Source organism: Flavobacterium okayamense (assembly GCF_019702945.1).
GTDB classification, from domain to species: Bacteria; Bacteroidota; Bacteroidia; order Flavobacteriales; family Flavobacteriaceae; genus Flavobacterium; species Flavobacterium okayamense.
In genome coordinates this window covers 1685350-1710795 of record NZ_AP024749.1, presented here as the reverse complement: position 1 = coordinate 1710795, position 25446 = coordinate 1685350, and the positions used below count along the sequence as shown (strand labels likewise).

The 25446-nt window shown below is 30.0% G+C and carries 27 protein-coding genes; 8 read left to right on the top strand and 19 right to left on the bottom strand.

The genetic code is table 11. The annotated features are described in order from the left end of the window. The first annotated feature begins 38 nt into the window (after positions 1–38). Positions 39–572: a hypothetical protein gene (locus tag KK2020170_RS07955; protein WP_221257805.1), complete on the top strand. Its 534-nt coding sequence runs from the start codon at positions 39–41 to the stop codon at positions 570–572. An 8-nt stretch (positions 573–580) separates the two neighbouring features. Here the strand turns inward: KK2020170_RS07955 and KK2020170_RS07950 are convergent, their stop codons facing one another. From KK2020170_RS07950 to KK2020170_RS07925, 6 genes are all read right to left on the bottom strand, one after another. Then, on the bottom strand, positions 581–868 hold the full coding sequence (locus KK2020170_RS07950) for an antibiotic biosynthesis monooxygenase family protein (protein WP_221257804.1): 288 nt from the start codon (positions 866–868) through the stop codon (positions 581–583). A gap of 146 nt (positions 869–1014) precedes the next feature. After that, positions 1015–1794 (bottom strand): nucleoside triphosphate pyrophosphohydrolase, encoded by a 780-nt coding sequence (mazG, locus tag KK2020170_RS07945; protein WP_221257803.1) that lies wholly within the window; start codon positions 1792–1794, stop codon positions 1015–1017. Between the two features lie 73 nt (positions 1795–1867). Then, positions 1868–2290, bottom strand: a complete 423-nt coding sequence (locus KK2020170_RS07940; protein WP_221257802.1) for a DUF5606 family protein — start codon at positions 2288–2290, stop codon at positions 1868–1870. Between the two features lie 103 nt (positions 2291–2393). Next, the gene (gene def, locus KK2020170_RS07935; RefSeq protein WP_221257801.1) at positions 2394–2981 is read right to left on the bottom strand and encodes a peptide deformylase; all 588 of its coding nucleotides are present in this window, start codon (positions 2979–2981) and stop codon (positions 2394–2396) included. Positions 2982–3017: 36 nt separating this feature from the next. After that, on the bottom strand, positions 3018–3431 hold the full coding sequence (ruvX, locus tag KK2020170_RS07930; protein WP_221257800.1) for a Holliday junction resolvase RuvX: 414 nt from the start codon (positions 3429–3431) through the stop codon (positions 3018–3020). A gap of 1 nt (position 3432) precedes the next feature. Next, complete coding sequence (locus KK2020170_RS07925) at positions 3433–3912, bottom strand: META domain-containing protein (protein ID WP_221257799.1); 480 nt, start codon at positions 3910–3912, stop codon at positions 3433–3435. A 99-nt stretch (positions 3913–4011) separates the two neighbouring features. Here KK2020170_RS07925 and KK2020170_RS07920 point away from each other — a divergent pair, with 99 nt between their 5' ends. Together KK2020170_RS07920 and KK2020170_RS07915 are read left to right on the top strand one after the other, a co-directional pair. Next, entirely contained in the window at positions 4012–4827 is an 816-nt protein-coding gene (locus KK2020170_RS07920; protein WP_221257798.1) for a 2,3,4,5-tetrahydropyridine-2,6-dicarboxylate N-succinyltransferase, read from the top strand. A 2-nt stretch (positions 4828–4829) separates the two neighbouring features. Continuing rightward, positions 4830–5885 carry a glycosyltransferase family 9 protein gene (locus KK2020170_RS07915; RefSeq protein ID WP_221257797.1) on the top strand — a complete coding sequence of 352 codons (1056 nt, stop codon included), beginning with the start codon at positions 4830–4832 and terminating at the stop codon, positions 5883–5885. On the opposite strand, the gene KK2020170_RS07910 is transcribed toward KK2020170_RS07915, so the two are convergent. The 4 genes from KK2020170_RS07910 to KK2020170_RS07895 are packed head-to-tail and all read right to left on the bottom strand — an operon-like array spanning position 5875 to position 9251. Continuing rightward, positions 5875–6819 carry an NAD-dependent epimerase/dehydratase family protein gene (locus tag KK2020170_RS07910; RefSeq protein ID WP_221257796.1) on the bottom strand — a complete coding sequence of 315 codons (945 nt, stop codon included), beginning with the start codon at positions 6817–6819 and terminating at the stop codon, positions 5875–5877. The genes KK2020170_RS07915 and KK2020170_RS07910 overlap by 11 nt on opposite strands. A gap of 6 nt (positions 6820–6825) precedes the next feature. Then, a complete protein-coding gene (locus KK2020170_RS07905; protein WP_221257795.1) occupies positions 6826–7647 on the bottom strand; it encodes a glycosyltransferase family 2 protein in 822 nt (273 codons plus the stop codon). A gap of 1 nt (position 7648) precedes the next feature. Further along, positions 7649–8461 (bottom strand): glycosyltransferase family 2 protein, encoded by an 813-nt coding sequence (locus KK2020170_RS07900; protein ID WP_221257794.1) that lies wholly within the window; start codon positions 8459–8461, stop codon positions 7649–7651. A gap of 22 nt (positions 8462–8483) precedes the next feature. Continuing rightward, positions 8484–9251: a lipopolysaccharide kinase InaA family protein gene (locus KK2020170_RS07895; RefSeq protein WP_221257793.1), complete on the bottom strand. Its 768-nt coding sequence runs from the start codon at positions 9249–9251 to the stop codon at positions 8484–8486. A 73-nt stretch (positions 9252–9324) separates the two neighbouring features. On the opposite strand from KK2020170_RS07895, the gene KK2020170_RS07890 reads away from it, so the two are divergent. Continuing rightward, positions 9325–10173, top strand: a complete 849-nt coding sequence (locus KK2020170_RS07890; RefSeq protein WP_221257792.1) for a glycosyltransferase — start codon at positions 9325–9327, stop codon at positions 10171–10173. Position 10174: 1 nt separating this feature from the next. Here KK2020170_RS07890 and KK2020170_RS07885 read toward each other — a convergent pair whose 3' ends face one another. From KK2020170_RS07885 to pseB, 9 genes are read right to left on the bottom strand one after another with little or no spacing between them, the layout of a single operon-like run. Beyond that, on the bottom strand, positions 10175–11038 hold the full coding sequence (locus KK2020170_RS07885) for a hypothetical protein (RefSeq protein WP_221257791.1): 864 nt from the start codon (positions 11036–11038) through the stop codon (positions 10175–10177). Next, positions 11035–12516: a capsular polysaccharide export protein, LipB/KpsS family gene (locus tag KK2020170_RS07880; RefSeq protein WP_221257790.1), complete on the bottom strand. Its 1482-nt coding sequence runs from the start codon at positions 12514–12516 to the stop codon at positions 11035–11037. Before KK2020170_RS07880 ends, KK2020170_RS07885 begins: the two co-directional genes overlap by 4 nt. After that, positions 12506–13543, bottom strand: coding sequence for a pseudaminic acid synthase (gene pseI / locus KK2020170_RS07875; RefSeq protein ID WP_221257789.1), 1038 nt, complete (start codon positions 13541–13543; stop codon positions 12506–12508). The genes KK2020170_RS07880 and pseI overlap by 11 nt, the downstream gene beginning before the upstream one ends. Next, a complete protein-coding gene (locus KK2020170_RS07870) occupies positions 13540–14556 on the bottom strand; it encodes a GNAT family N-acetyltransferase (RefSeq protein ID WP_221257788.1) in 1017 nt (338 codons plus the stop codon). The genes pseI and KK2020170_RS07870 overlap by 4 nt, the downstream gene beginning before the upstream one ends. Before the next feature lie 6 nt (positions 14557–14562). Then, on the bottom strand, positions 14563–16650 hold the full coding sequence (locus KK2020170_RS07865) for a glutamate-1-semialdehyde 2,1-aminomutase (protein WP_255567346.1): 2088 nt from the start codon (positions 16648–16650) through the stop codon (positions 14563–14565). Continuing rightward, positions 16647–17495, bottom strand: a complete 849-nt coding sequence (locus KK2020170_RS07860; protein ID WP_221257786.1) for an aldo/keto reductase — start codon at positions 17493–17495, stop codon at positions 16647–16649. The genes KK2020170_RS07865 and KK2020170_RS07860 overlap by 4 nt, the downstream gene beginning before the upstream one ends. Before the next feature lie 4 nt (positions 17496–17499). After that, entirely contained in the window at positions 17500–18171 is a 672-nt protein-coding gene (locus KK2020170_RS07855) for a class I SAM-dependent methyltransferase (protein WP_221257785.1), read from the bottom strand. A gap of 4 nt (positions 18172–18175) precedes the next feature. Next, entirely contained in the window at positions 18176–19363 is a 1188-nt protein-coding gene (gene pseC, locus KK2020170_RS07850) for a UDP-4-amino-4,6-dideoxy-N-acetyl-beta-L-altrosamine transaminase (RefSeq protein ID WP_221257784.1), read from the bottom strand. 2 nt (positions 19364–19365) lie between these two features. Then, on the bottom strand, positions 19366–20379 hold the full coding sequence (pseB, locus tag KK2020170_RS07845; protein ID WP_221257783.1) for a UDP-N-acetylglucosamine 4,6-dehydratase (inverting): 1014 nt from the start codon (positions 20377–20379) through the stop codon (positions 19366–19368). A 95-nt stretch (positions 20380–20474) separates the two neighbouring features. Between pseB and KK2020170_RS07840 the strand changes: the two genes are divergently transcribed. From KK2020170_RS07840 to KK2020170_RS07825, 4 genes are all read left to right on the top strand, one after another. Continuing rightward, positions 20475–22304: a DUF3413 domain-containing protein gene (locus KK2020170_RS07840; protein WP_221257782.1), complete on the top strand. Its 1830-nt coding sequence runs from the start codon at positions 20475–20477 to the stop codon at positions 22302–22304. Positions 22305–22307: 3 nt separating this feature from the next. Then, positions 22308–22868: an L-threonylcarbamoyladenylate synthase gene (locus KK2020170_RS07835; RefSeq protein ID WP_221257781.1), complete on the top strand. Its 561-nt coding sequence runs from the start codon at positions 22308–22310 to the stop codon at positions 22866–22868. Positions 22869–22959: 91 nt separating this feature from the next. After that, a complete protein-coding gene (locus KK2020170_RS07830; protein ID WP_221257780.1) occupies positions 22960–24378 on the top strand; it encodes a CCA tRNA nucleotidyltransferase in 1419 nt (472 codons plus the stop codon). Positions 24379–24412: 34 nt separating this feature from the next. After that, a complete protein-coding gene (locus tag KK2020170_RS07825; protein ID WP_221260011.1) occupies positions 24413–25444 on the top strand; it encodes a COX15/CtaA family protein in 1032 nt (343 codons plus the stop codon). Positions 25445–25446 lie beyond the last annotated feature (2 nt).

The following is a 25446-nucleotide window of genomic DNA, read 5'->3' as shown; positions in this document are numbered from 1 at the left end:
AACCCCGAGTGAAAGCTTGGGGTTTTTAAATCATTTTTATGAAAAAATATTTAATTTTAATCCCAATCATATTAATTTCTTATAATGTAATTGGTCAAAAAAAGTCTTCAAAACTTGAAATTATTTGTAATATCCAATTAACTGAAAAAGAAAAAAATACAGACTCAATTATTACAAAAACTTGTATTTTTAAAAAATACAAAACTATTTCTGTAGGAACTCCTGATTTTAAAGGACGTTATTTTTATGAATATGAATTATTTAAATTATCAAACGGAAATTACATAAAAATTCAGAATTCAGAATTATTCAACAATTCGAGTAAAATTGAGAAAATTATTAATGAAAAACTAAAAATAGAATACGAGTCTAATATGAAAATTTCTGAAATTAGTGATTGTATGAAATACATTAATTTTAGATATTATAAAATTAATGAAATGGGTATTAGTTTTGACGAATTTAATAATATGGCTTTTCATGTTGAATTTGGCATTCCTTCATCTTGCTTGAATGTTGGCGGTTCCTTAATAATAATTTCTACATCAGAAATAGAGAAATTTATCAAATAATTATTATTCTAAAACTCATATTCCCGTTCCACTTTAGCAATTCTAACTTTATAGTTTTTATACCAAGTCGTTTTTCCTTTTTCTTGTGCCAAAAGATGTTCGGTGTTATCTTTCCAAGCTTTTATGGCTTCTAAACTCTCCCAATACGAAACAGTTATTCCAATTTCACTTCGAGCGCTTTCTAAACCTATAAAACCAGCTTGTTGTTTTGCTAATTCAACCATACGCATAGCCATTTCGGCATAGCCTTCTTCTACTTCGGTGCGTGTTGATGTGAAAATTACTGCGTAATACATTTTTAATTATGAGTTATGAATTATAGTTCTCGATACATTCCGATTTCATCGGAACACTCGAACTGACGACTGAGACTGCGACTGAAAACTAAAGTCGCTTCGCTTCTTCCCTTTTTTAATTTGAAAATCAAAGATTTTCCAATTCCTTATTTTGGTAATCGCTTCGCTTCTTCCCAAAATACATCCATTTCAGCCAAAGTCATATCGGCTAAAGGTTTACCTAATTCAGCTGCTTTACTTTCTAAATACATAAAGCGCTTCATGAATTTCTTGTTGGTACGTTCTAAAGCGTCTTCTGGATTAACTTTTAAAAATCGGGCATAATTTATCATTGAAAACAAAACATCACCAAATTCGGCTTCTATTTTATCTTGATTAGCAGATTGTACTTCTTCTTGTAATTCTTGTAGCTCTTCTTGAACTTTATCCCAAACCTGGTGTGGCTCTTCCCAATCGAATCCCACTCCTTTTACTTTGTCTTGAATTCGACTTGCTTTTACTAATGCGGGCAAACTCTTTGGTACGCCTTCTAAAACTGATTTTTTGCCTTCTTTCAGTTTTAACTTTTCCCAATTTTGCTTTACTTCTTCCTCATCAGCTACTACAACATCACCATAAATATGCGGATGTCTATCGATTAACTTATCACAAATAGAATTGGCTACATCAGCAATGTCAAAATCATTGGTTTCACTGCCAATTTTTGCATAGAAAACAATATGCAACAACAAATCACCCAACTCTTTTTTGATTTCTTGTAAATCATTATCTAGAATTGCATCGCCCAATTCATACGTTTCTTCAATGGTTAAATGGCGAAGGCTTTCTAAAGTTTGCTTTTTATCCCACGGACATTTTTCACGTAAATCGTCCATAATGTCTAGCAATCGGTTAAATGCGTCGAGATGTTGTTGGCGAGAGTTCATGTTTTTTGCTTTTAGTAAAAATAAAAAATCCTACGCTTTTCAGGTAGGATTTCAATTGTATCTTATTAACAACTTATTCAGCAGTTTCTTCTTTTGATTCTTGTGATAAAGCTTCAACAGAAACAAACCCTTTTGGCTGAAGTAAATTGTACCAATTTAGTACTTTCTTGATATCTGAAGTATATACTCTATCTTCATCAAATTCAGGTAATACTTCACGGAAATAATCTCTTATTTTAGCATCGTCTTCTTTATGTGATAATGCTTGACCGTCTTTTTCTTTAGTAGCAATTGCTTTGAATACTTCGCTTAAACGAACTTCTTCAGAATACGTATAAACTGCAATTTCAGAAAGTAAACTTACGTTACTACGCATTCCAACAGTTATTTTTTTTCCGTCTAATAAAGATTCAGCAACAAATCCTGTTCTTGTTTGTAATTTTAATTCAAATAAACCTGGTTTCCCAGAAATAGCTAATATTTTTTGAATGCTCATTTTAAATCAATTTTTTTAGGTTGGCAAATATATGTTTTTTTAGTGATTAGTGATTAGTATTTTAAAGTTTTAAAAACTAATTTTTAACGACTATTTACTGTTTTTATTTTACTTTTTTGTTAGCTAACTTCATTTTATAGTCGGGTCTTGCTTTTCCTTCCATAATATTCATTAGTTTTTTACCAATTAATTTTTTCTTTAAAGTAGAAAGATGATCGGTAAATAAAATACCCTCGATATGATCGTATTCATGTTGGATAACTCTTGCAATTAAACCATCATAAACTTCTGTCTTCTTATTGAAATCTTCGTCGAAATATTCAATTGTAATTTTTTCATGACGAAAAACATCTTCACGAACATCTGGAATACTCAAACAACCTTCGTTAAATCCCCAAATATCACCTTCTTCTTTTATAATTTTTGCATTAATAAAGGTCTTTTTAAAACCTTCTAATTCAGCTGCTTCTTCTTTAGAAACATCATCACTATCCGCAAAAGGTTCTGTATCAACAATAAAAATGCGAATAGGTAAACCAACTTGAGGCGCTGCTAATCCTACTCCATGAGCATTGTACATAGTTTCGTACATGTTAGCAATAGTTTCTTTTAAGTTTGGATAATCTTTAGAAATTTCTTCACACATTTTGCGTAAAACTGCTTCTCCATATCCGTATATTGGTAAAATCATGTTTTGTAATTTTCTAAATTCTGAATGGCAAAAATACTACTTTTTATAATTTAAATAATCTTGAAGAAGAATAGTTGCGGCTATTTCATCTATCAAACCTTTATTTTGGCGTTGTTTTTTCTTCATTCCACTATCAATCATAGTTTGAAAAGCCATTTTAGAAGTAAAACGTTCGTCTATTCTTTCAATAATCATATTGGGGAAAACCTCTTTAAACTTTGTAATAAAACTGTCTATTAAAATAGCACTTTCTGAAGCTGAGCCATCCATTTGTTTGGGTTCACCAATAATTACTTTTTCAACTTTATTTTTTGAAAAATAATCTCTTAAGAAAGAAATTAATTTTTCTGTTTCTACAGTTGTAAGTCCAGATGCAATTATTTGCATATCGTCTGTAACCGCAATCCCTGTTCTTTTTTTTCCGTAATCTATGGCTAAAAGTTGTGGCATATTATTTTTTTATAAAAACAGCCAAAGGAGCCATTCTTGCTTTGTTTAAAGATAATTTATTATTTGAAATTGCATAATTATCAATTGTTTCAATAATTGCTTTAAAAACCTCTTCATTTTCCATATTTGGACAAGCCATCATGGTTGAAATGACTTGAGAGAAAGAAATTCTATTTCCTTCTTTAATATGATAATTTCCGCCAATTCCATTACATCCCATATTTGCCGAAAAACGACCATCTGAATGAAACTCAATAATCATTTCTTTTTCGGAAGTATTTTGAACTTGTTTTCCTCTTAATTGTATTAACTTCCATTTTGTTCCTTCTAACTTTATTTCATTATCATACGATTCAATAGAAGAAATCACAGAGTCAGTAAAAACTTCGCTGGTAATTTTATTAGAATTAGTTTCCTTGCCTCCTTTACAACCCATTATTGTGAAAAAAATCACAACAAAAAGAAATTTAAAATACTTCATAGCAATACTTTTTACAAATTTACAAAATCATAAGTTGTTTCTTGCAAATTACATACCAATATAATTGAAAAGCGTATATTTGCATAACAATTTTTTAGCATGGAAAACTTACAATCTACAATAGAACAAGCTTGGGAAAACAGAGCTTTATTACAAGAGGAAACAACTCAAAAAGTTATTCGAGAAGTTATTGAATTATTAGATAACGGAACTTTACGTGTTGCAGAACCAACAATTAATGGTTGGCAAGTAAATGAATGGGTCAAGAAAGCAGTAGTGATGTATTTTCCTATTCAAAAAATGGAAACTTGGGAAGCTGGAATTTTTGAGTATCATGATAAAATGGAACTAAAACGTAATTATGCTGAAAAAGGTGTTCGTGTAGTTCCGCCTGCAACAGCTCGATATGGTTCTTATGTTTCTAAAGGTGTAATTATGATGCCAAGTTATGTAAACATAGGTGCTTACGTAGATGAAGGCACTATGGTTGACACATGGGCTACTGTAGGAAGTTGTGCACAAATAGGAAAAGATGTTCACTTAAGTGGAGGTGTTGGAATTGGAGGTGTTTTAGAACCTTTACAAGCGGCTCCTGTAATTATTGAAGATGGTACGTTTATTGGTTCGCGTTGTATTGTTGTTGAAGGCGTTCGCGTTGAAAAAGAAGCCGTTTTAGGTGCAAATGTTGTTTTAACGGGTTCAACAAAAATTATTGATGTTACGGGAGATAAACCAAAAGAATATAAAGGGTTTGTACCTGCTCGTTCGGTTGTGATTCCAGGGAGTTATACTAAGAAATTTGCTGCAGGAGAATTTCAAGTTCCATGTGCTTTAATTATAGGACAAAGAAAACCTTCTACTGATTTAAAAACATCACTTAACGATGCGTTAAGAGAGTATAATGTAGCGGTTTAACAATGAAAGTACTTGTCATACAAATCAAAATGATAGGTGACGTACTGGCAAGTACTGTCATTTGTGAAACTATAAAAAAAAATAATCCCAATTGCGAAATTCATTATTTAATTCAAAAAAATAGTTTTGCAGTTGTAGAAAACAATCCTTTCATTGATAAAGTTATATTTTTTGAAGAAGAAAAATATAAAGGCTTTAAAGGTTTTGTAAAGCTAGGGAAAGAAATCAAGCAAGAGAATTATACTGCAATTATAGATGCCTACGGAAAACTTCAAAGTATAATTCCAAGTTATTTAAGTAAGGTAAAAACAAGAATTGCAACAAAAAAATGGTATACTGATTTACTATTTACTAAAACTGTAACACCTGATACAGAATGTGAAGGAACTGCAAATGCTTTCCGACTTTTATTAGCTAAAACTTTCCTTAAAAAAGAAGTTGAATTAATTTATCCAAAAATTCACTTAACTTCTGAAGAAACTACAAATGCAAAATCTATTATTGAAAGTCAACTCAACATTAGTAAGCCAATTTTTATGATAAGTATTGTAGGAAGTGCTCCTAACAAAAGCTTACCAAAAGATTATATGGCAAAAGTTTTAGACACCATTACTATCAGTAATAAGAATGCACAGCTTGTATTTAATTACATGCCAAATCAAAAAGATGAAGCTAAAGCAATTTTTGATAGTTGTAATTTAGAAACACAAAAGCAAATAGTTTTTGATTTTTATTGTAAAGGGTTGCGAACATTTATTAGTGTATTATCGCAATGCGATGCATTAATAGGAAATGAAGGTGGTGCAACTAATATGGCAAAAGCTCTTAACATACCCACATTTACAATTTATGCCCCTTGGATAAATAGAAATTCATGGAATATAATGGAAACAAGTGGTTTACATGATATAGTACACTTACGCGATTATTATTCGGATCTCTATAAAAACAAACACCCTAAAAACTTTAAGGAAAAGTCTTTAGAGTGGTATGAAAAATTGAATCCGGATTTATTCAAAGAAAAATTAGAACAATTTGTAAAAAGAATTAGTCAATAAACTTTTCTTTAAACCATTTTACTTGTTCTTTTAAACCTTCTTCAAAACTTGTTTTCGGACTGTAGTCTAATAATTTACGTGCTTTATCTATAACTGCAGCAGTACGTTGTTGGTCTCCTTTTCTTGGTGGTTTATGGTCTATCAATAATTGCTTATTCATAATCTTTTGAACCAATTCTATTCCTTGACCTGTTGTATTAACCTCATCAGTTCCAAGGTTAATAATTTCGCCATTGATTAATTCCTCTTTCCCAATAATTGATGATAGACCCTCAACAATGTCTCCTACATATGTAAAACTTCTTTCGTGTTTATCACTTCCTTCAAACAAAGGGAAAGGTTTGTTGTTGAATAAATTTTCAACTAATAATGTGTATAATTTTTCAGGACGTTCTCTTGGCCCATAAACAGAATATAAGCGTATTGAACAAACTTTTAATTTGTTTGTTCTCTGTAAAGCTAAAGCTAACTGTTCTGCGGCTAATTTAGTAGCTCCATAAAAAGATACCGGTTGAGGCGGAACCGTTTCATCTACCGTTGCTTCTAAACCATAAACAGAAGAGGTCGCAATATTTACAAACATCTTTAAATCTGCATTATACTTTAAAACAAAATCCAATAAATTTTGCGTAGCATAGATATTATTGGTAACATATTCCTCTAAAGAAGTTGTTGTAGAAATTCCGGGTTGAGCAGCTAAATGATAAATATAATCGTATTTAACTTTAAAAACTTCCGCTAAATCACTGTTAAGATCAACTTCAAATATTTTAACGCCTTTAGTAAGCAAATCTGCAGCATTTAAACGCTTTAGCTTCACATCATAATAATCATTAAAATTATCGATGCCATAAACATTAAAGCCTTTACTTGCTAAGTCTTCACATAAATGAGAAGCTATAAAACCTGCAGCGCCTGTTACTAAAATATTCATTTAATTTTATTTTTTAATTCCAAATGGAGTCCATTTAATCTTTTTCTCTTTTACCTCTTTTCTAATCGCTAAATTAGCTGCTAGAGATTCAGGAGTTTTATATCCTCTTGGGTGATCTAAGTGGACTACGATTGCTTTGTGTCGTATTTGTTTTCCTTTTACACCATAATTTTCTAAACGCTCTCCAAACTCTCTATCTGGACCACCATATTTCATACGCTCATCATAACCATTAATAGCAATCATATCTTCTTTAAAACCAGAAGAATTACAATTATTAAATGAAGGTGTTGTTGGTGAAATCAAATCTAAAATCTTTCCTAAAAATGGACTTGATCCTAATTTTAATGTATTTGAAAAATCTAATTTATCGATAGCATTTAGCCATTTTACATTGAAACAATTTTGGTTTAAAATATCTTCTTTTGTAATTGCTTTACTCGTTTTCATTGAAAGCTTGCAATAACCTCCCGATAAAAACCTTCCTTTTTCTGCTTGCTGCGCATGAATTTCAACAAAATCGGCTCTAGGAATACAATCCCCATCAGTCATTAAAATATATTCATGTGCTGCTTCAACAATAGCCACATTTAAAATTTCTTGGCGTCTATAGCCTTCATCTTCATGCCATAAATGTCTTACAGGCACTGGATAATTTGCGGCATATCTATCAATCAATTCTTTTGTTGTTGCACGAGAACCGTCATCTGCAATAATTAGTTCAAAATCTTTATACGTTTGAACACTATAACCAATCAAAACTTTTTCCAGCCATTCCTCTGCATTATATGTACTTACAACAACTGATATTTTTAAATTATTATTCAATTTAATCTTTTTTTATTCCGTTTTTAATCCAAGTAATGTTATTTTTCTTATTGAATTTTCGAATTGCTAAATTATTCAAAATTTTAGACTTATCCGCATATTTTCGTTCATGATCTAAATGAAGGCAAATTGCTGAATACCTAATTTGCTTTGCTAGAACCCCATGATTGAATAATCGTTCCCCTACTTCTCTATCTAAACCACCATAATCCATTTCTTCATTAAAACCATTTATTGCTAATAAATCTTCTTTAAAACATGAAGTATTATGACCGTTAAATGTTTTTTTTGTAGTTGTAACCCAATTCATAAATGCCGCAAAAATTCCATTTTTGGTTAGCTTAGATAATTTAAATGATTTCTTAACTCCATTTTTTACTAACCAATTAATAGAAAAACAGTTTTCATTTAAAATATCATTATCATTAATCATCTTAGACGTTTTTAATGGTAATTTAAAATAACCCCCACTTAGAAAGTAGCCTTTTTCCTTGTGTTTTAAATGTTTTGCGATGAAATCTTCTCTAGGAATACAATCTCCATCAGTAAATAATAAATAATCTGATTTTGCTTCAAGAATTGCTTTATTTAATATTTTACACTTTTGAAAACCCTCATCGGGTTGCCATACATGAACAATCGGGAATTTAAATTTTGATTGAAATGAAGCTATTAGATTTTTTGTTTTTTCGGTTGAACCATCATCTGCAATTACAATTTGAAAATCATTGATGGATTGTTTTAAATACCCTATCAAAACTTTTTCAAGCCATTCTTCAGAATTGTATGTTGTAATTATTACAGATAATTTCATTAATAGATAAAAAACTAATGTACTACTTTTTCCAGAATTTAATCTTCTTTTTTATTTTCTTTCTTCTATTAAATCGTTCTAGAAAACCATTAGCTTCTTTCATTAACAATTGAAAGAACTCATTTTCATCTACTTGATATAACTTAGCGTACTCTTTTGCTAAAATTGAATTAATGTCTTCCTCAATAGTAAGTTTAGCAATATTTCGTGCACGTTGTTCCATACTCAAATTAGCATGAAAACTCATTCTATTCAAATCTACCAAATAAAATTGATATTCATTCTCGTCAACTTTTTTAATTAAAGTATTTCCCGCAGTATTATCAATAAATTCAATGCCTTCATTGTGAACTTTAAAAAAGAATTGCGCAGTTTGTTTAATTATTTCTTTACGATTAGGATAGCTTGGATCAAATACTAAATTCCTGAACATCAAATCAATATCTTGTTGGTTACTGAAATAATAACTATGTTCTAAACCTAAAATGGATTTATTCTCATAATATGCAAAAGGTTGAGGTGTTCCTATTCCTTTCTCTAGAAGTAATGTTGCATATTCAAAAGAGCGTTGGGCTTTTGATTTTCTTATGTAGCCATAAATAATTGCGTTTAATGTATTAGGCTTTTTAAAAGACTTTACGTTTACTTTAGTTCCATCTTCTAAATCAAAAAACTTTATTACATTTCGTTTTTCGGAACCAATTAATTCGCCTTCTTTTTTAAATTTATTTAAAATGCTATCAAACTGATTTTCTAAATAGTTAAAATTTGGGCGAAAAACTTTCTTCATTACGTTTACTTCTAATAATTAACAAAAGTAAGTTTTTTTATTTATTTGGCTTATTTTTACAAAAAAATAGAACATGTTCAAACATCTTTTAATTACTAGATTCAATCTTAAAAATCCAGAATGGAAGCAATTAACTAAAAACAACGAATCGCTTTTAGACAATAGTTGGATGAATGAACGACTAGAATTATTTGCTAATTATTGTTTTCCATCAATAAGTAACCAAACCAATCAAAACTTTGAATGGTTATTGTATTTTGATAGTACAACAAGTGAAATTCACAAAAGTAAGATTGCAGAAATCATAGGCAATAAAAACAATGTTAAAACTTTCTTTATCGATGGAATGCCTGTTTTTAATGAAAGTATTATTAAATATGTTGAGGAAAACATTTCTGCAGAATACTTAATTACCTCAAGAATTGACAATGATGATTGTATTCATAAAGATTTTATAAATGAAATTCAGAAACATTTCGACAAACAAGATTTCTTAGCTATTGATAATATTGAAGGATATACTTTACAAATTGAACCTAACTTTATTTTAGGCAAAAAAGAACACATTTTTAATCCGTTTATAAGTCTAATTGAGAAAAATGAGCATCCAAAAACGGTTTGGCATTATGTTCATAATATGTGGAAAAAAGAACCTCGATTAATTCATGTAACCGAAAAAAGACTTTGGTTATCTGTAATTCACGGAAAAAACAAAGTGAATGAATTTGACGGTTACGGAAACATAAAATGGAATACGCTTAAAAATGATTTTATAGTTTCGGATAAAGTATCAAAAAAAATTGAGAACGACCAATTGCCGTTCTCAAAATGGTGGTTTTTAAGTCTTCGTAATTTTTTATATGTTAAGCGTGTATTATTAAGTAAACAAGTCAAAAAAATGCTTGGTGTTTACAAAAAATAAATTACTTAAATAAAAATTTAAACCATTGTCCGAAATTCTTAAAAAACAAAAACGTCTTCGTTAGTTTTAATTTTTTTGATTTTTTTGACAATTCATTAATTTCTTGAATATCTTTTGTAGGAAAATAATCTAGTGTTTTCCATCTATCTGGTTCTATATAGTAAAAGTCTTGAAATTCTTTGTAATTATTTTCATCCACTTTTAACCATTTGTCTAAAAACGAATCGTTAACATGCGTGTTATGGCTCCAATTCTTAAGCTTATATCTTAATTGTTCTTCCGAACGCGCTACAGATTCATGTAAAACCAAACTATCTAAGTAAATAACTCTTTCATTAGTTCTTCTAAACGCTTTGTAATTAGGGTAATTGGTAGCAAAAATTGACTTCATTGGTTTATCTACATATAAAATACCCTTGTCAGTGTATTTATAAATAATAATCCAAAAAGCTGCGATTTGAATTTTGTTTTTTTCAGGATTATCGAGATAATGATCGTATTTTCTTAACTGTTTAACAAATCCTTCAAAGTCTATAAAATACTCGTCACTATCGACCTGAATTAACCAATTCCCGATACCCATTTTATCTGAAAGCATTTTGCGTTCACGAGTATCCATTTGGGTTGTCGTTAAAGAAGGTACATAGAAATTATCATAATACAATTCTATTTTATTATCCTTATCAAACTCTTTAAGCCATTCGAAAAAAGAAGGTGAAACCTCAAATTTATTTCCCGACCAAGTTATTAAATTTTCATCAATAGCAATAAAGATTCTATCTGAAGCTTCATAAACAGGTGGAATTGCATGTTTTAACAACTCGTAATCGTATGACAATAAAAAACCTACATGTATTTTTTTCATTTCTTCTCAAATATTTGCTTCAACTTTCTTGTAATAAAATTGGCTTTTAAAAATTTTCCTCTGTATTTCCCTTTATTAAAACCTATTGGTTCGTAATTTATATGCGGCAAACCAAATGTTTCGTTCCAATAACCATATTTAATAGCTTCTTTTGTGTTGATTTCAGAAAATGGATAATTTTCGTCTCTCAACATTTCAATAACTTCTTCATGGTTTTTTGGAATATAACAACAACTTAGTTTTTCATAAGCTGCTCTTCCTAATAAAATCACTTTTTTACCCATAAAAGCTGCTTCAATACCAACAGTAGAACCAAAAACAATAATTATGTCACTAGCTCTAATTAGTGCATAACTATCCACTGTATCTTCAGCATCAATAATTTCAACTGAATCTAGCGGTCTAATTCTTTTATTTATAAATTCAGCTTGGCTGTTTTGTAAACCTCTTAAATTAGGATGAATTCTTAAGTATAATTTAATGCCTTCAACATCTAAAAGATCATTACATATTTTCTCAATCCCAACATTATCATCTTTATAAAAATAAGGACCAAACCCTTCTAAACCTTCATACTCATCTAAGGAAGAATTGAAAATTGTGATAATTCGTTTGTTTTTATTTTCTTCTAAACTTTGAGGCAACATTCCTTGTTCTTGCTCCTTTGTAAAAGAAAACCAAGCATCTTCAATGCCCTTAATTTTTTTAGTAAAAAAACCTTCGCCAATTTCATGTTTGTCTTCACCTGCATTTTTCCATAGCCAATCCATTTCTTCATTTATAGCATCAATTGAATGTGGAATTGAATTTTTCCTAAACAAAAATGTTTGAAGTCTTCCTCCTTTTTCGTGAGTCGCATAATCTATTTTAAGATGCTGACAAACTCTTAATAATGGTCGGTTTTCAATAAATCTTCCATTAAATAAAATTACAAAGGTTGGCTTGATTTTACTCATAATTTCATGAGCAACATCATACATAAAAGTTCCTGTTATTAAACCTCTATTTATAAAATCTTTGTAAACTACTAAATTGGGTTGGTGATCTCGTGTAAAGGAAACTAAAGAAGAAACAGCAGCTAATCCAACATCATATGATTTATAAGTAAAAGACTTTAGCTCTTCTAAGGAATCAAATGATTCTTTAAAAATTGATTTATAGTCTTTTATATCCTTAAAATCACTATAGTTTAAAACATGTAAATTATTACTGAATGTATTGTTCTCTCTTATGATTTTTAATCCGTTTGAAACTTTTGAATAACAAGTATTACACCTAAAACTATCATTTTTAGGGTTATAAAAACAATTCTTTAATTCTGTTTTACATTGTAACCAGTATACTTGATTGCCTTGATTTAATAAAATCTCAATAATTTCTAATTCAGTCTCTAAATGCGGTGCTGTTTGATTTGTAGACTGAATAAGTATAGTTTGATTATGTATTGTTTCTAAATCTTTCATAATTCTATTCTGCATATTCTAACTTCATTGGTGTTCCCTTTTCAAGGTTTAGTTTAGCTTTTTTTCCTAATAATTCGTTTAAATATTTAGGATGTAAGCCAAAACCTGGTCTAACAGAGCGTAAATTTTTATGGGTAAAAGTTTCGCCACTTTTTATGTCTTCTGCTATATATAAAGATCTACTGAAATCTTTCCCTTTCGCTTGTTTTTCAGTTAAAGTATAATCAACTACTCCAATTGCTTTCTCAGCTTCTCGAACAGCAACAACCATATCTCTAAACTCTTTTTCATTCATTGAAAAAGAAGCATCTGGTCCGCCTATACTTCTATCTAAAATAAAATGCTTTTCAATAATTTTAGCGCCAAATGTAGTTGCAACAATTGGAACCGTTGCTCCCATTGTATGATCTGACAAACCACTTAAAATATTAAATCTCTCTGCAAAATCCTTAACCATTAACATATTAGCTTCTTCTATTGGTGCAGGATAACTTGATGTACATTTTAATATTGCAATATCATGATTACCCATTCTATGACAAGCATCAATTGCCAATTCAATATCTTCTAAGGTGGCAATACCTGTTGACATAATTACAGGCTTACCCTTTGATGCCACATATTCTATAAGTGGAATATCTGTTATTTCAAAAGAGGCAATTTTATACGCTGGACTATCCAACTCTTCTAAAAAATCTACTGCAGTAAAATCAAAAGGAGATGAGAAACAAACTAAACCTTCTTCTTTGGCTACTTTAAAGATTTCTTCATGCCATTCCCAAGGCGTATACGCTTCTTTATATAAATCATGAAGTTTTCTACCGTCCCAAATAGTTCCTTTTATAACAAAGTCCTCTTTATTACTATCTAGTGTAATTGTATCTGCAGTATACGTTTGCAATTTAATACAATCTGCTCCTGCTCTTTTAGCTGCTCTAACAGTTTCTAAAGCCGTTTCTAAACTACCATTATGGTTTGCAGAGAGTTCTGCAATTATAAATACTGGTGAGTTTTTATCGATATTAAAATGAGCTATTTTCATTTTGAAATTATATAGTGAAAGCTAGAAAAGCCTTCATAATTAACTATTTCTGTTAGTTTAAATCCTGCTTTTTGAAATGCTTTTTCTGAAGCAGTATTTTCTACTTTAATAAATGCATTAACTAAACAACTTGAATTTTCATTTAAGAAATTTTCGGTTGCTGCAATTAACATTTTTGTTGCATAACCTTTACCTCTATGTTTTTCATCATTAGAAATTCCAATAATTGCTTCCTGTTCGTTTTGCTTTTGAATACGAACTTGTCCGATTGGATTTCCAATATGATTTTCAAACAAATACATAAAACAAGAATCGTCGTTTAATTTATTTAAAAACCATTGCGAATGTTGTTCTAATGAAATTTCATTTGATTGATACGAATTCATACGTACATTTTTATCATTTGCCCAATCGAAATACAATTTTAAATCATTAGCTGTTGGTTTTCTGAAACTTATATTTGTGTTTATTTTAGAATGATAAACAACGTCCAAAAAACTACCTTCAAAAAAACAATGCTCTTTCAACCTAGCTTCTTCATTAAATTGGCAAGATTCTAAAACCTCATACAAATGCGGTCTTAAATCGAAAGCATAAGTAAAGATTTTATGAAAATTTAAGTCATTAAATGCCAATTGTTCAATCAATTTTAGATAATTTGACCAATACTTTGAAAAGTTCTTTTTTTCAAGAGCTGTTTTCATAACAAAAGAGATTTCAGCATTTTTATCAATCCAATTAATATGTACTAATCCACCATAACCAATAAACTCATCCTTTTCGAAAAAAGAAAATAATAATTGACTAGGCTTTTCCTGATTAAAAAGAGCATCTACAACTGTATTAAAATAATTATCTTGATCTTCAATTGTTAATGGTTTAGCTTGTCTTAGATGATAAAGCTGTTCGTTTCTTATTGTCATAATTTCTAATCGATCTTCATGACGAATAGGTTCGATGTAAAAATCACCAAATTGAAATCGATTAGTATGTAAACACTTATAAACTCTCACAAAAAATTAAAGGAATTTTCTAAATACTGCTTTAGCAGGTTTTCCAACTAAGTAATTCTCATATCCTTCTTCTAAAGCTTTTTTATAAACCTCAATAGATTCTTTAAAAGCTTTAGCAAAATAATAAACATCTTCTTCTGTGTGTGAAAAACAAGGTACAAAAGCTCCTTGAAAAAGAACACCTCGTTTAATCATTTCTTGTAAAAATAAAGTTCTGTAACCTTGACATACTTCTTTTTTATTGTTTTTAAAAATGAAGAAAGGCATCCATTCTGAAACTACAACATCTATATAGTCTGAAATGTTTGCTTCTTGAACTAACTCTTTACACAATTGTGATAATTTCTTACCAATAGCATGATTATGCTGAATAACATTTTGATTTTTGAATATATCAATAGTTGCAATTGCAGCGGACATTCCATGAGTTTCTCCTCCATGAGTTGTCGAAATTAAAAATACTTTCTCTTCACCTTCATTTAAAATTCCGCCTAACTCCATTACTCCTTTTTTACCTGTTAAGGCGCAAAAAGAAAATCCGTTAGCAATTCCTTTTCCCCAAGTAGCCATGTCGGGTTGAATTCCATATTTAGTAATTGAACCTGGAAACTCAGTTTTGAAACCTGTTACCATTTCATCAGCAATAAATAAGGCTCCGTTTTCATGACACAATTGTATCGCTTGCTCTAAAAACTCTTTTACTTTGAAATTTGCAGGCAAATGAGGATAATTTGGTTTTTCAGGTTCTGTAATTACACAAGCTATTTGATTAGGATATTTTTCAAAAAGCTCTTTTAATGAATCAATATTATACGACTGAAACGTTAGTGATAAATTAGTTGTAGCTTCAGGAACCCCTTTATTACATGCCGTTTTACCAATAAACCAATCGTCGTAACTATAAAATGGATGATCGCCAGGAAAGACAACAAAATCTCTACCCGTTTTTGCTCTCGCTAATTTAACTGCAGCTGTTGTTACTACTGAACCGTTTTTTGAAAACTTAATCATATCATGACCAGGAACTAAAGCTAAAAATGCTTCGGCCATTTCTTTTTCTATTGAAGCAGGTCTTTGAAAGTTAACTCCGTTTTCTAATTCTTCTTTAACTGCGTTTACAACTTCATCATAAGCGTGTCCTAAACTTACACTTGTAAGTCCCATTGAACAGTCTAAATATTCATTACCATCAACATCCCAAACATGCGAACCTTTTCCTTTAGCAATTGCCGCTGGAGAAAGTTGTGGGAATTGATCATCACCTTTTGAATACGTATGACATCCACCAGGAATTAATTGATGAATTTCATTTCTATATTTATTAGAAATTGTAAAATTTGTAACTTCTCTTAATTTAATTTCTTCAAACTTACTTTTCATATAACCTTGATTTCTAATTATAGAATCATTAATATTTTTAACATCAGGATTTTGCAAGATAAAATCTGCATATTCTTTCCAACCTTTATTATCGCCTAATTGTTCTATTAAAAATTGAACCAGTTTAAAATCTTTCTCTTCATCAACTGTAATACGAAGTTTAGAATACTTAGGTTCAATATTTATTGAATAATAGGACAAATCAACTTTTCTTCTGATATAAGGCGTTACGTGTTCTCTATCGGCTTTCAAATTTGCATTTTGCCAAGCTTCTTCTAACATTTTAAAAGAAAATACCTCAACATCTAAACCGTCTGGATAACTATCTTCAAAAACATTAGAGTAATACTCTAGCTTTTCATCAATACAAAACCGAACCGTCTCATCTATAAGTTGATTATCAATTAATGGACAATCTGAAGTTACCCTTACAATATAATCAGCATTTTCATTTTTTACTGCTTGATAAAACCTATCCAAAACATCATCTAAACTTCCTTTGAATGAATTTATTTTGAACTCGTTTGCAATTTTACAAATAGCATCGGATTCAGATTCATTAGTAGTAGCAACAATCCACCTATCAACACTTTTCGATTGAACAATTCTTTCGAGATGATATGCTAAAAGTGTTTTATTTTTAATTTCTAATAAAACTTTTTTTGGCAATCTAGAAGAGCCAATTCTTGCTTGTGTTACACCAATTATTTTCACCAATTAGCCGGATTTAATAATTCTTTATTTACTACTTTAATGTTATTAATTGCTTCAAATATTTCTTTATCTTCTTTCCAACGTAATGAAGATGAAATACTTTGCTCTAACTGTTTTGCGTTTTCAACACCAATAACAACTTTGTCTACAAATTTATTTTCTAATACATAATTTAATGCTAAATCTACCATTTCATTTTTCGCATCTTTAGCAACTTGATGTAAAGTTAATAAACTTGGTTTTAAAACTTCTAATTTAGTTGGTATCTTATTTAAATCTAAAAAATATAAACCCTGAAGAAATACCGATCGACAATGAATTTCTACATTATTACTTTTCAATTCTTTAAAGTAAGGTTCGAATTTTCTATCTAAAAGACTAAAAGGAACTTGTATAATATCTGGTTGTAATCCTAATTTTAGTAGTTTTTCTAATTGTTCTGGATGGTATAATGAATATCCAATTTTGTTAATCTTCCTGTCTGATTTAAATTTCAATAAAACATCCCAAAGTTTTGGGTTTTCAATTAAAAAATCACCATTATGAGACATGAATCCGTATAATGATTCTAAACGAAGTGTTTGCAAAGATTGAACAATTGCATTTTCCAATTCACCTTTTGAACTGGGCTTTGGGAACTTAGAAATTACTTTAGAATCCTGATTCAAAAAAGGTGCAATTCTTTCTTCTGCATTTCCATACGCAATTGCTGTATCAAATGTATTTAATTGATACTTTGTAGCCATTGAAAATATTTCGGCTAATTGATTATCTGATGGAATACCTTGTGTATTTGATACTCCATAAGATAAGCCAAATTGAACGGTTCCTAATGCAAGCTTCAATGTATTATTTATAACTTGAGTTAATATCCTTTTTTAGTAATGATATACTATATTTATCATGATAATTATCCGATGAATCCATTTCTTTAGTAGAGTGGCTAAATGTAGATTTATCCAATAAATGATATAGCTTAGAATTTGTGAATATTTCGTAATAATTCTGTTTATAGCTATAAGCTTCAAATTCATCTATGTGCGCGTAGATATTTTTTAAAGATGTTTCCGAAAAAAAATCAATAATAATTAAAATACCACCATCTTTTAAAACCCTGTCTATTTCCGAAATTACTTTTAGTAAAATGTTTCTATCAATAACGTAGAAAACAAAACCAACAATAACTACATCAAATGTATCATTTTTAAAATCACTCAAATCATCGGCTGTTCCGTGCGAAAAATTTACATTCCTATAATTTGCCTTACCGAATTCAATTGCCTTTAAAGACGGCTCAACTCCAAAAACAGTAGCTTTGGGAAAAATCTCATTAATTGCATTTAATCGATAACCTGCAGAACAACCAATTTCTAAGACTTTATTGCAATTAACATTATACTTCTTCAGTAAATCAATTACTTTATCATTTTCAGGAGTATAATTATCTACAATAACTTTATTTCTCTCAAACCAATTATCAGCTTCATACGTTAAAAAAGAATGCTTATGAGTATTTTCCAATATTTTACTTTTTATAAAATTCTTTAATTGTATTTATAACAAATTCTTGTTCGCTTCCTTTTAAAGTAGGATACATTGGCAAGCTAATACAAGTCTTGTAATATTCTTCAGCATTCAACAAATCTCCTTCTTTCCAACCAAATTGTTTGTAATAAGGCATCAAATGACAAGGTATGTAATGAATTTGTGCAAAAATTTTATTTTCTCTTAAATGATTATATAAATCCAAACGGTTTTCAACTTCAATTACATACAAATGATAAGCATGTCCTTCTATTACTCCTGATTGCCCTTTAATGAAAGATTCATTAGTAAAAGCATCATTATAAATACTGGCAATTTCTCTTCTTCTATCAATACCTGCGTTTGCTTTTTTTAACTGACTTAGTCCTAATGCAGATTGAAAATCGGTAAACCTATAATTGTAACCAAGAGTTTGCATTTCCATATACCAACCGGGATATGTTTCATTATGGTTAGTTGTACCGTTAGCAAACTCTAATGAATTTGAAAACTCTTCAACATTTCTTGTTATTCCGTGGGTACGAAGTTGTAATAACTTCTCATACAACTCTTTATCATTAGTTGTTATCATCCCTCCTTCTCCAGTTGCTATATGTTTTACAGGATGAAATGAAAAAATTGCTAAATCAGCATAATTTCCATTTCCACAATTTTGTTGAACTCCTTTACTATCAATAAAATATCCACCAGGAGCATGACATGCATCTTCAATTAACCATAAATTATGTTTGTCTGCTAATTTTTTAAAGGCTTCTAAGTCAACTGCTCTACCTGCAAAATCAACTGGAATAATTCCTTTGTAAGTTCCTTTCGGAGAAGATTCCAATACCTTTTCAACAGCGTTTACATCTAATAAATACGTTTCTGCATTAATATCTGAAAAAACAACATCTCCTCCACAATATTTAACACAATTAGCCGATGCTGCAAAGGTTATAGGAGTTGTAATAACTTTATCTCCATTTTCAATTCCTAGAGCTAAAACAGATAAATGTAATGCTGCTGTTCCATTTGCTACTGCTACAGCATATTTACATCCGATATATTCAGCAAATGCCTTTTCAAACTCTAAAATTGTAGGTCCTTGTGTTAAATAATCACCTTTAAGAGCTGAAATTACTGCTTCTATATCGTCCTCAGTTATATTTTGACGTCCGTAAGGTATCATAATTATTTAGGTTGAAAATCTGGATATAAATGTATTTTTATTTGGTCCCTCATACTTTCAACGGTTTCCCAATCAGTATTTTCTCCTGAAGTATAACTAAAACCTTGTGGAACTAATTCTGCATTGAATTCTTTCTTGTATTCATTCAAATCCCAATTGGTTACTTGTGGTAAAATAACATAATATTTACCCAAGTCATAAGTTGTAAAAGAATCAGAAGCAGTAATCATTTCTTCATGTACTTTCTCTCCTGGTCTAATTCCTACTACTCTATGTTCACAACTTGGTGCAATTGCTTTTGCAACATCTAGAATTTTGTAAGATGGAATTTTGGGAACAAATAATTCTCCACCCCATGCTTTATCTAATGCATGTAAAACCATATCTACACCACCTTGAAGAGAAATATTAAAACGAGTCATATTCACATCAGTAATAGGTAAAACACCTTCGTCTCTTTTGTTCATAAAGAAAGGAATTACCGATCCATTTGAACCCATAACATTTCCATAACGAACTACAGAAAACTTAATATCTTGTTTACCTCTAATATTATTTGCCGCAATAAATAATTTATCGGATGTAAGCTTAGTAGCTCCATATAAATTAATTGGCGCACATGCTTTATCTGTTGAAAGAGCAACTACTTTAGTAACGTTTGAAGAAAGTGCAGCTTTAATAACATTTTCAGCTCCACCAATATTTGTTTTTACACATTCATCAGGATTATATTCAGCAATGTGAACATGCTTCATAGCCGCCGCATGAATTACATAATCAACTCCGTTAAAAGCTCTTTTCAATCGCTCTAAATCTCTTACATCGCCAATAAAATATCTAATCGCTGGATATTCGGACTCAGGAAACTCCTGAGCCATTTGAAATTGTTTTTGTTCGTCTCTAGAGTAAATAACCAATCTTTTAACATTTGGCCATTTATTTAATATTGTTTTGGTGAGTTCTTTTCCAAGGGAACCAGTTCCACCTGTAATAAGAATTGATTTATTATTTAACATTGTTAACTATTTTATGCAAATATAAGAAGTAAAATAAAGACATTTTATTTTCTAAAACAATTAATATTTACTTTTGCAATTATTAATGATTATTTATGAATAGCTTAACTTCTAATTTAAGGAAACAATTATACATTGCTTTTCTTTTTAATTTTTTAGTTGTTTTATATTTAGCGATACCCTATATCGCCTATTTAGAAGTTGGAGAAACCTTTTTTTTAAGGTTCTTCTTTTTGATTACATTTCTAACTCATTTTTTCTTTATTGCTTTAATACCCCTTATTATTAGCATAATTGCATTATACCTGATAAAGAAAAATTGGGTTAAATACATTTTTGTTATTTTAAACATCGCTTTATTGATCTATATTAAAGTTGATGCTTTAATATTTAGTCAATTTAAATACCATCTTTCACCAGTTGTTTTTAATTTGGTTTTTGGTAAAAAATCTGGTGATATATTTCAATTTTCATTGCAAAATAAAATTACTTTTGGTTCAATAGTCCTTATAATAATTTTAGCACAATTTTTATTCTTAAAAATTGCAAATAACTTATCTAAAAGAACTTTTTATTTTAAAGCCACATTAATTAGCTTTTTATTTTTAACTATCACAAGTAACTTTATTCATGCTTGGGGAGATGCGAATTACAATAGTTTCATAATGCAATATAAACAAGCACTACCTGTTTACTTTCCTTTAACTGCTGATACTTTATTGGCTAAATTAGACATGGTTGATGAAGAAGCTAGTAAAAAGAAAGAAAATTTATTATTTGATAAAAATTCTGGAATCGTAAATTATCCGCTCAGTAAGATTAAAAGCACTCCATTAAATCATAAAAGAAACATACTATTTATAGTTATCGACACATGGCGATTTGATTGTATTTCACCAGAAATCACACCAAACATTTATAATTTCTCAAAAGAATCAAATGTTTTTGAAAATCACAGAAGTGGTTCTAACATGACAACAGGAGGTATCTTTTCAATGTTTTACGGAATACCTGCTACATATTTCATGTCGTTTACAACAGCAAGAAAATCCCCTGTTTTTATTAATGAACTTCAAAAAAACAATTACCAGCTTAAAATTTATAGCAGTTCAACATTAGAAAACCCACCTTTTAATTTAAATGTTTTTTCAAGTGTCGATAATTTAAGAACAGACTCAAAAGGTGACTCTCCTAGTGAAAGAGATTTGTCAATTACAAAGGAATGGCTTGCAGATATTGATAATTTAGATAATTCGAAACCTTTCTTCGGTTTTTTATTTTATGATTCTGCTCATGGTTTTAGTATTCCAAAAAACTATAAAACCAAATTTAACCCAACTCTACAAGAGCCAGATTATTTAGCAATTAATGGAGATTACAATCCTGAAAAACTAATTAATCTGTATAAAAACTCAATTTACTATGTTGATGAATTAGTTGGACAAGTAATTAATCAATTAAAAGAGAAAAATTTACTTGAAAATACTACAATCATAATCACAGGTGATCACGGCCAAGAGTTCAATGATAATAAAAAAGGACATTGGCTGCACGGTGGAAATTTTTCTGATTATCAAATTAAAGTTCCTTTTATTTATTACGACGGAAAAACAAAAAAAACATATACTCATAATACATTTCATTACGATTTGGCACCAACATTATGTAAAGATATGCTGAATGTACAAAATGAAATAATGGATTATTCTATCGGGAAAAATTTATTTGACACGAAAAAAAGAGATTGGTTCATTTGCGGTTATAACCAAAAATATTCCATAATTTGCAATTCATTGATTACAAATATTTCCGAATCAGGTTCTTACCAAACATTAGATAAGAATTTAAATTTAACTGATGAAGATTTGGATGTTACCATACTTAAAGATGCATTCGAAATAAATAGTCGATTTTATAAAAAATAAACCATGAATACTGAAATCCAAAATGCTTTAGAAGTAATTAAAAATGGCGGGATAATCCTTTACCCAACTGATACTGTTTGGGGAATTGGTTGCGATGCTTCAAATGAAGAAGCTGTAAAGAAAATTTTTGCTCTGAAACAACGAGAAGAAAGTAAAAGCATGATTGTATTGGTTAATGGAGAACGTATGTTGTATCAAGTTTTTAATGAATTACCTCAAGTGGCATGGGATATATGGGATAATACTAAAAAGCCCACAACCCTTATATTAGAAAAACCAAAAAATGTTGCCAAAAATATTATCGCTGAAGACAATACTTTAGGTGTTCGTATGGTTACTGAAGAATTTTGCAATAAATTAATGGAACGAATGAAACGACCATTGGTTTCAACTTCTGCTAATATTTCTGGTGAGCCTACACCAAAATCTTTCAAAGAAATTTCCCCTGAAATTATAAAAGGTGTTGACTATGTTGTAAATTTGCATCACGATAAAATTTGTGACAAACCTTCCACTATTATCAAATTAACTCTTGATAGTCAAGTGAAGATTATTAGAAAATAAAAGTTCGTTTGTCATTCTGAACGAAGTGAAGAATCTCAAGATTAATAAGACTTCTCGACTCCGCTCGAAGTGACAATAAGAATAAAAAAACATGAATTACAAACAACATCTCGATAATAAAATTTTTAAAATCATTACACAAGCCGCGCATGAGCTTCAACTAGAATCTTATGTAATTGGCGGATTTGTTCGTGATATTTTATTGCAAAGAGACCATAAAAAAGATATTGATATTGTTGCCGTTGGTAGCGGTATCGATTTGGCTTTAAAGGTTTCTTCTTTGTTACCCAATACACCAAAAGTTCAAGTCTTTAAAAATTACGGAACAGCCATGTTACGCTATAAAGATATGGATGTTGAGTTTGTAGGGGCACGTAAAGAAAGTTATAATTTTGAAAGCCGAAATCCAGTTGTAGAAAACGGAACACTGAAAAACGATCAAGAACGTCGTGATTTTACGATAAATGCTTTAGCTTTTTCACTTAACAAAAATAATTTTGGTGATTTAGTAGATCCTTTTGGTGGTGTTCAAGATTTGGAAAACAAAATCATCAAAACACCTTTAAATCCAGATATTACCTATTCAGACGATCCATTGCGAATGATGCGTGCTATTCGTTTTGCTACACAATTGCAATTTGAAATCGAAAAAGATTCACTTGATGCGATTACTCGAAATGCAGAACGCATCAAAATCATTTCCGGAGAACGAATTGTAGACGAATTGAATAAAATTTTGGCAACGCCAAAACCTTCAATCGGATTTTTATTATTGCATAAAACTGGACTTTTAGACATTATTCTCCCTGAATTAACCGCTTTAAATAATGTAGAAGAAGTTGAAGGTCATACACATAAAAACAATTTTTACCACACCTTAGAAGTGGTCGATAATATTTGTCCGAATACGGAAGATTTATGGTTACGCTGGTCGGCATTATTACACGATATTGGTAAAGCACCAACTAAGAAATTTCACAAAAAACAGGGTTGGACTTTTCACGGACATGAATTTTTAGGCGGAAAAATGGTTAAGAAAATTTTCACTCGTTTGCACATGCCATTGAACCAAAAAATGAAGTTTGTGCAAAAAATGGTAATGATGAGTTCGCGTCCCATTGTTTTAGCACAAGAAGAAGTAACAGATTCAGCCGTAAGACGACTAGTATTTGATGCTGGCGAAGATGTGGAAGATTTAATGACACTTTGTGAAGCCGATATCACCACAAAAAACCCGAAGAAGTTTCAAAAATATCATAACAACTTCAAGATTGTTCGTGAGAAAATTGTAGAAGTTGAAGAAAAAGATAGAGTTCGTAATTTTCAACCACCAATTGATGGAGAAGAAATTATGCAGTTGTTTAATTTGAAGCCTGGTAGAGAAATTGGTGTTTTAAAAGAAGCCGTTAAAGAAGCTATTTTAGAAGGCGAAATTCCAAATGAATATGAAGCCGCTTATCAATTTGTACTTTCAAGAGCTGAAAAAATGGGATTGAAATCAATTCGTTGATTTGAAAATATGTCAATTTGAAAATTAATAATAAATAATGAAATCAAATAAATCAGTTATAATTTGGCTACTTTCAGGTTGTGTATTACTTTTTATAATGGTAATGGTTGGCGGCATTACCCGTTTAACCAATTCTGGTTTATCAATGACCGATTGGCATTTGATAACTGATACTTTTCCTCCAACATCGGAAGAAAAATGGAATGAAGCTTTTGAAGCTTACAAAACCTTTCCAGAATATCAAAAAATCAATCAATACAAAACGGGCGGTTTCAATTTAGAAGATTACAAGTTTATTTACTTTTGGGAATGGTTTCACCGTTTTATTGGTCGAATTATCGGAATAGTATTCATCATCCCATTTATCTACTTTTTAGCCAAAAAGAAATTAGATAAAGAAACTATCAAAAAATGCTTGATTCTATTAGTAATGGGTGGTTTTCAGGGATTTTTGGGATGGTTTATGGTGAAAAGCGGACTAATAGATAATCCCGACGTAAGTCATTTCAGATTAGCTTTGCATTTAACATTTGCTTTCATCACATTTGCTTATACACTTTGGGTGGCGCTAGATTTAATATATCCTAAAAAAACGGAAACACTTTTTCCGCAATTAAAAAAGATTGCTCAAATTGCTTTAATTGTCCTTATCATTCAGATTATTTGGGGTGGATTTGTAGCAGGTTTAAATGCGGGATTAATTCATAATCATTGGCCTTTAATGAGTGACGGTCAGTTTTTCCATGAAAGTATTTTATTAGAACAATCTAACATTTTAAAAGCGATTGTTGAAGGAAAAAGTGGCGTTCAATTTTTCCACAGAACATTTGCTTATGTGGTAGTTTTCTTAATGTTTTTATTGTATTTCAAAAGCAAAAAATATACTTTAAATTCTCATCAACAAAAAGGAATTATACTATTGCAGATTGTAGTTCTATTACAATTTACATTAGGTGTTTTGACTTTGTTATTTCATGTCCCACTTTGGTTAGGGCTAGCGCATCAATTGGTGGCATTTGGTTTATTAACCACTATGGTTTATACGTTGCATCGATTGAGTAAATAGTT

What these genes read in the sequence shown, in the direction of transcription:
- KK2020170_RS07955 (WP_221257805.1), top strand. Translation starts at nt 39, where the DNA reads ATGAAAAAATATTTAATTTTAATCCCAATCATATTAATTTCTTATAAT.
- KK2020170_RS07950 (WP_221257804.1), bottom strand. Translation starts at nt 868, where the DNA reads ATGTATTACGCAGTAATTTTCACATCAACACGCACCGAAGTAGAAGAA.
- mazG (WP_221257803.1), bottom strand. Translation starts at nt 1,794, where the DNA reads ATGAACTCTCGCCAACAACATCTCGACGCATTTAACCGATTGCTAGAC.
- KK2020170_RS07940 (WP_221257802.1), bottom strand. Translation starts at nt 2,290, where the DNA reads ATGAGCATTCAAAAAATATTAGCTATTTCTGGGAAACCAGGTTTATTT.
- def (WP_221257801.1), bottom strand. Translation starts at nt 2,981, where the DNA reads ATGATTTTACCAATATACGGATATGGAGAAGCAGTTTTACGCAAAATG.
- ruvX (WP_221257800.1), bottom strand. Translation starts at nt 3,431, where the DNA reads ATGCCACAACTTTTAGCCATAGATTACGGAAAAAAAAGAACAGGGATT.
- KK2020170_RS07925 (WP_221257799.1), bottom strand. Translation starts at nt 3,912, where the DNA reads ATGAAGTATTTTAAATTTCTTTTTGTTGTGATTTTTTTCACAATAATG.
- KK2020170_RS07920 (WP_221257798.1), top strand. Translation starts at nt 4,012, where the DNA reads ATGGAAAACTTACAATCTACAATAGAACAAGCTTGGGAAAACAGAGCT.
- KK2020170_RS07915 (WP_221257797.1), top strand. Translation starts at nt 4,830, where the DNA reads ATGAAAGTACTTGTCATACAAATCAAAATGATAGGTGACGTACTGGCA.
- KK2020170_RS07910 (WP_221257796.1), bottom strand. Translation starts at nt 6,819, where the DNA reads ATGAATATTTTAGTAACAGGCGCTGCAGGTTTTATAGCTTCTCATTTA.
- KK2020170_RS07900 (WP_221257794.1), bottom strand. Translation starts at nt 8,461, where the DNA reads ATGAAATTATCTGTAATAATTACAACATACAATTCTGAAGAATGGCTT.
- KK2020170_RS07895 (WP_221257793.1), bottom strand. Translation starts at nt 9,251, where the DNA reads ATGAAGAAAGTTTTTCGCCCAAATTTTAACTATTTAGAAAATCAGTTT.
- KK2020170_RS07890 (WP_221257792.1), top strand. Translation starts at nt 9,325, where the DNA reads ATGTTCAAACATCTTTTAATTACTAGATTCAATCTTAAAAATCCAGAA.
- KK2020170_RS07885 (WP_221257791.1), bottom strand. Translation starts at nt 11,038, where the DNA reads ATGAAAAAAATACATGTAGGTTTTTTATTGTCATACGATTACGAGTTG.
- KK2020170_RS07880 (WP_221257790.1), bottom strand. Translation starts at nt 12,516, where the DNA reads ATGCAGAATAGAATTATGAAAGATTTAGAAACAATACATAATCAAACT.
- pseI (WP_221257789.1), bottom strand. Translation starts at nt 13,543, where the DNA reads ATGAAAATAGCTCATTTTAATATCGATAAAAACTCACCAGTATTTATA.
- pseC (WP_221257784.1), bottom strand. Translation starts at nt 19,363, where the DNA reads ATGATACCTTACGGACGTCAAAATATAACTGAGGACGATATAGAAGCA.
- pseB (WP_221257783.1), bottom strand. Translation starts at nt 20,379, where the DNA reads ATGTTAAATAATAAATCAATTCTTATTACAGGTGGAACTGGTTCCCTT.
- KK2020170_RS07840 (WP_221257782.1), top strand. Translation starts at nt 20,475, where the DNA reads ATGAATAGCTTAACTTCTAATTTAAGGAAACAATTATACATTGCTTTT.
- KK2020170_RS07835 (WP_221257781.1), top strand. Translation starts at nt 22,308, where the DNA reads ATGAATACTGAAATCCAAAATGCTTTAGAAGTAATTAAAAATGGCGGG.
- KK2020170_RS07830 (WP_221257780.1), top strand. Translation starts at nt 22,960, where the DNA reads ATGAATTACAAACAACATCTCGATAATAAAATTTTTAAAATCATTACA.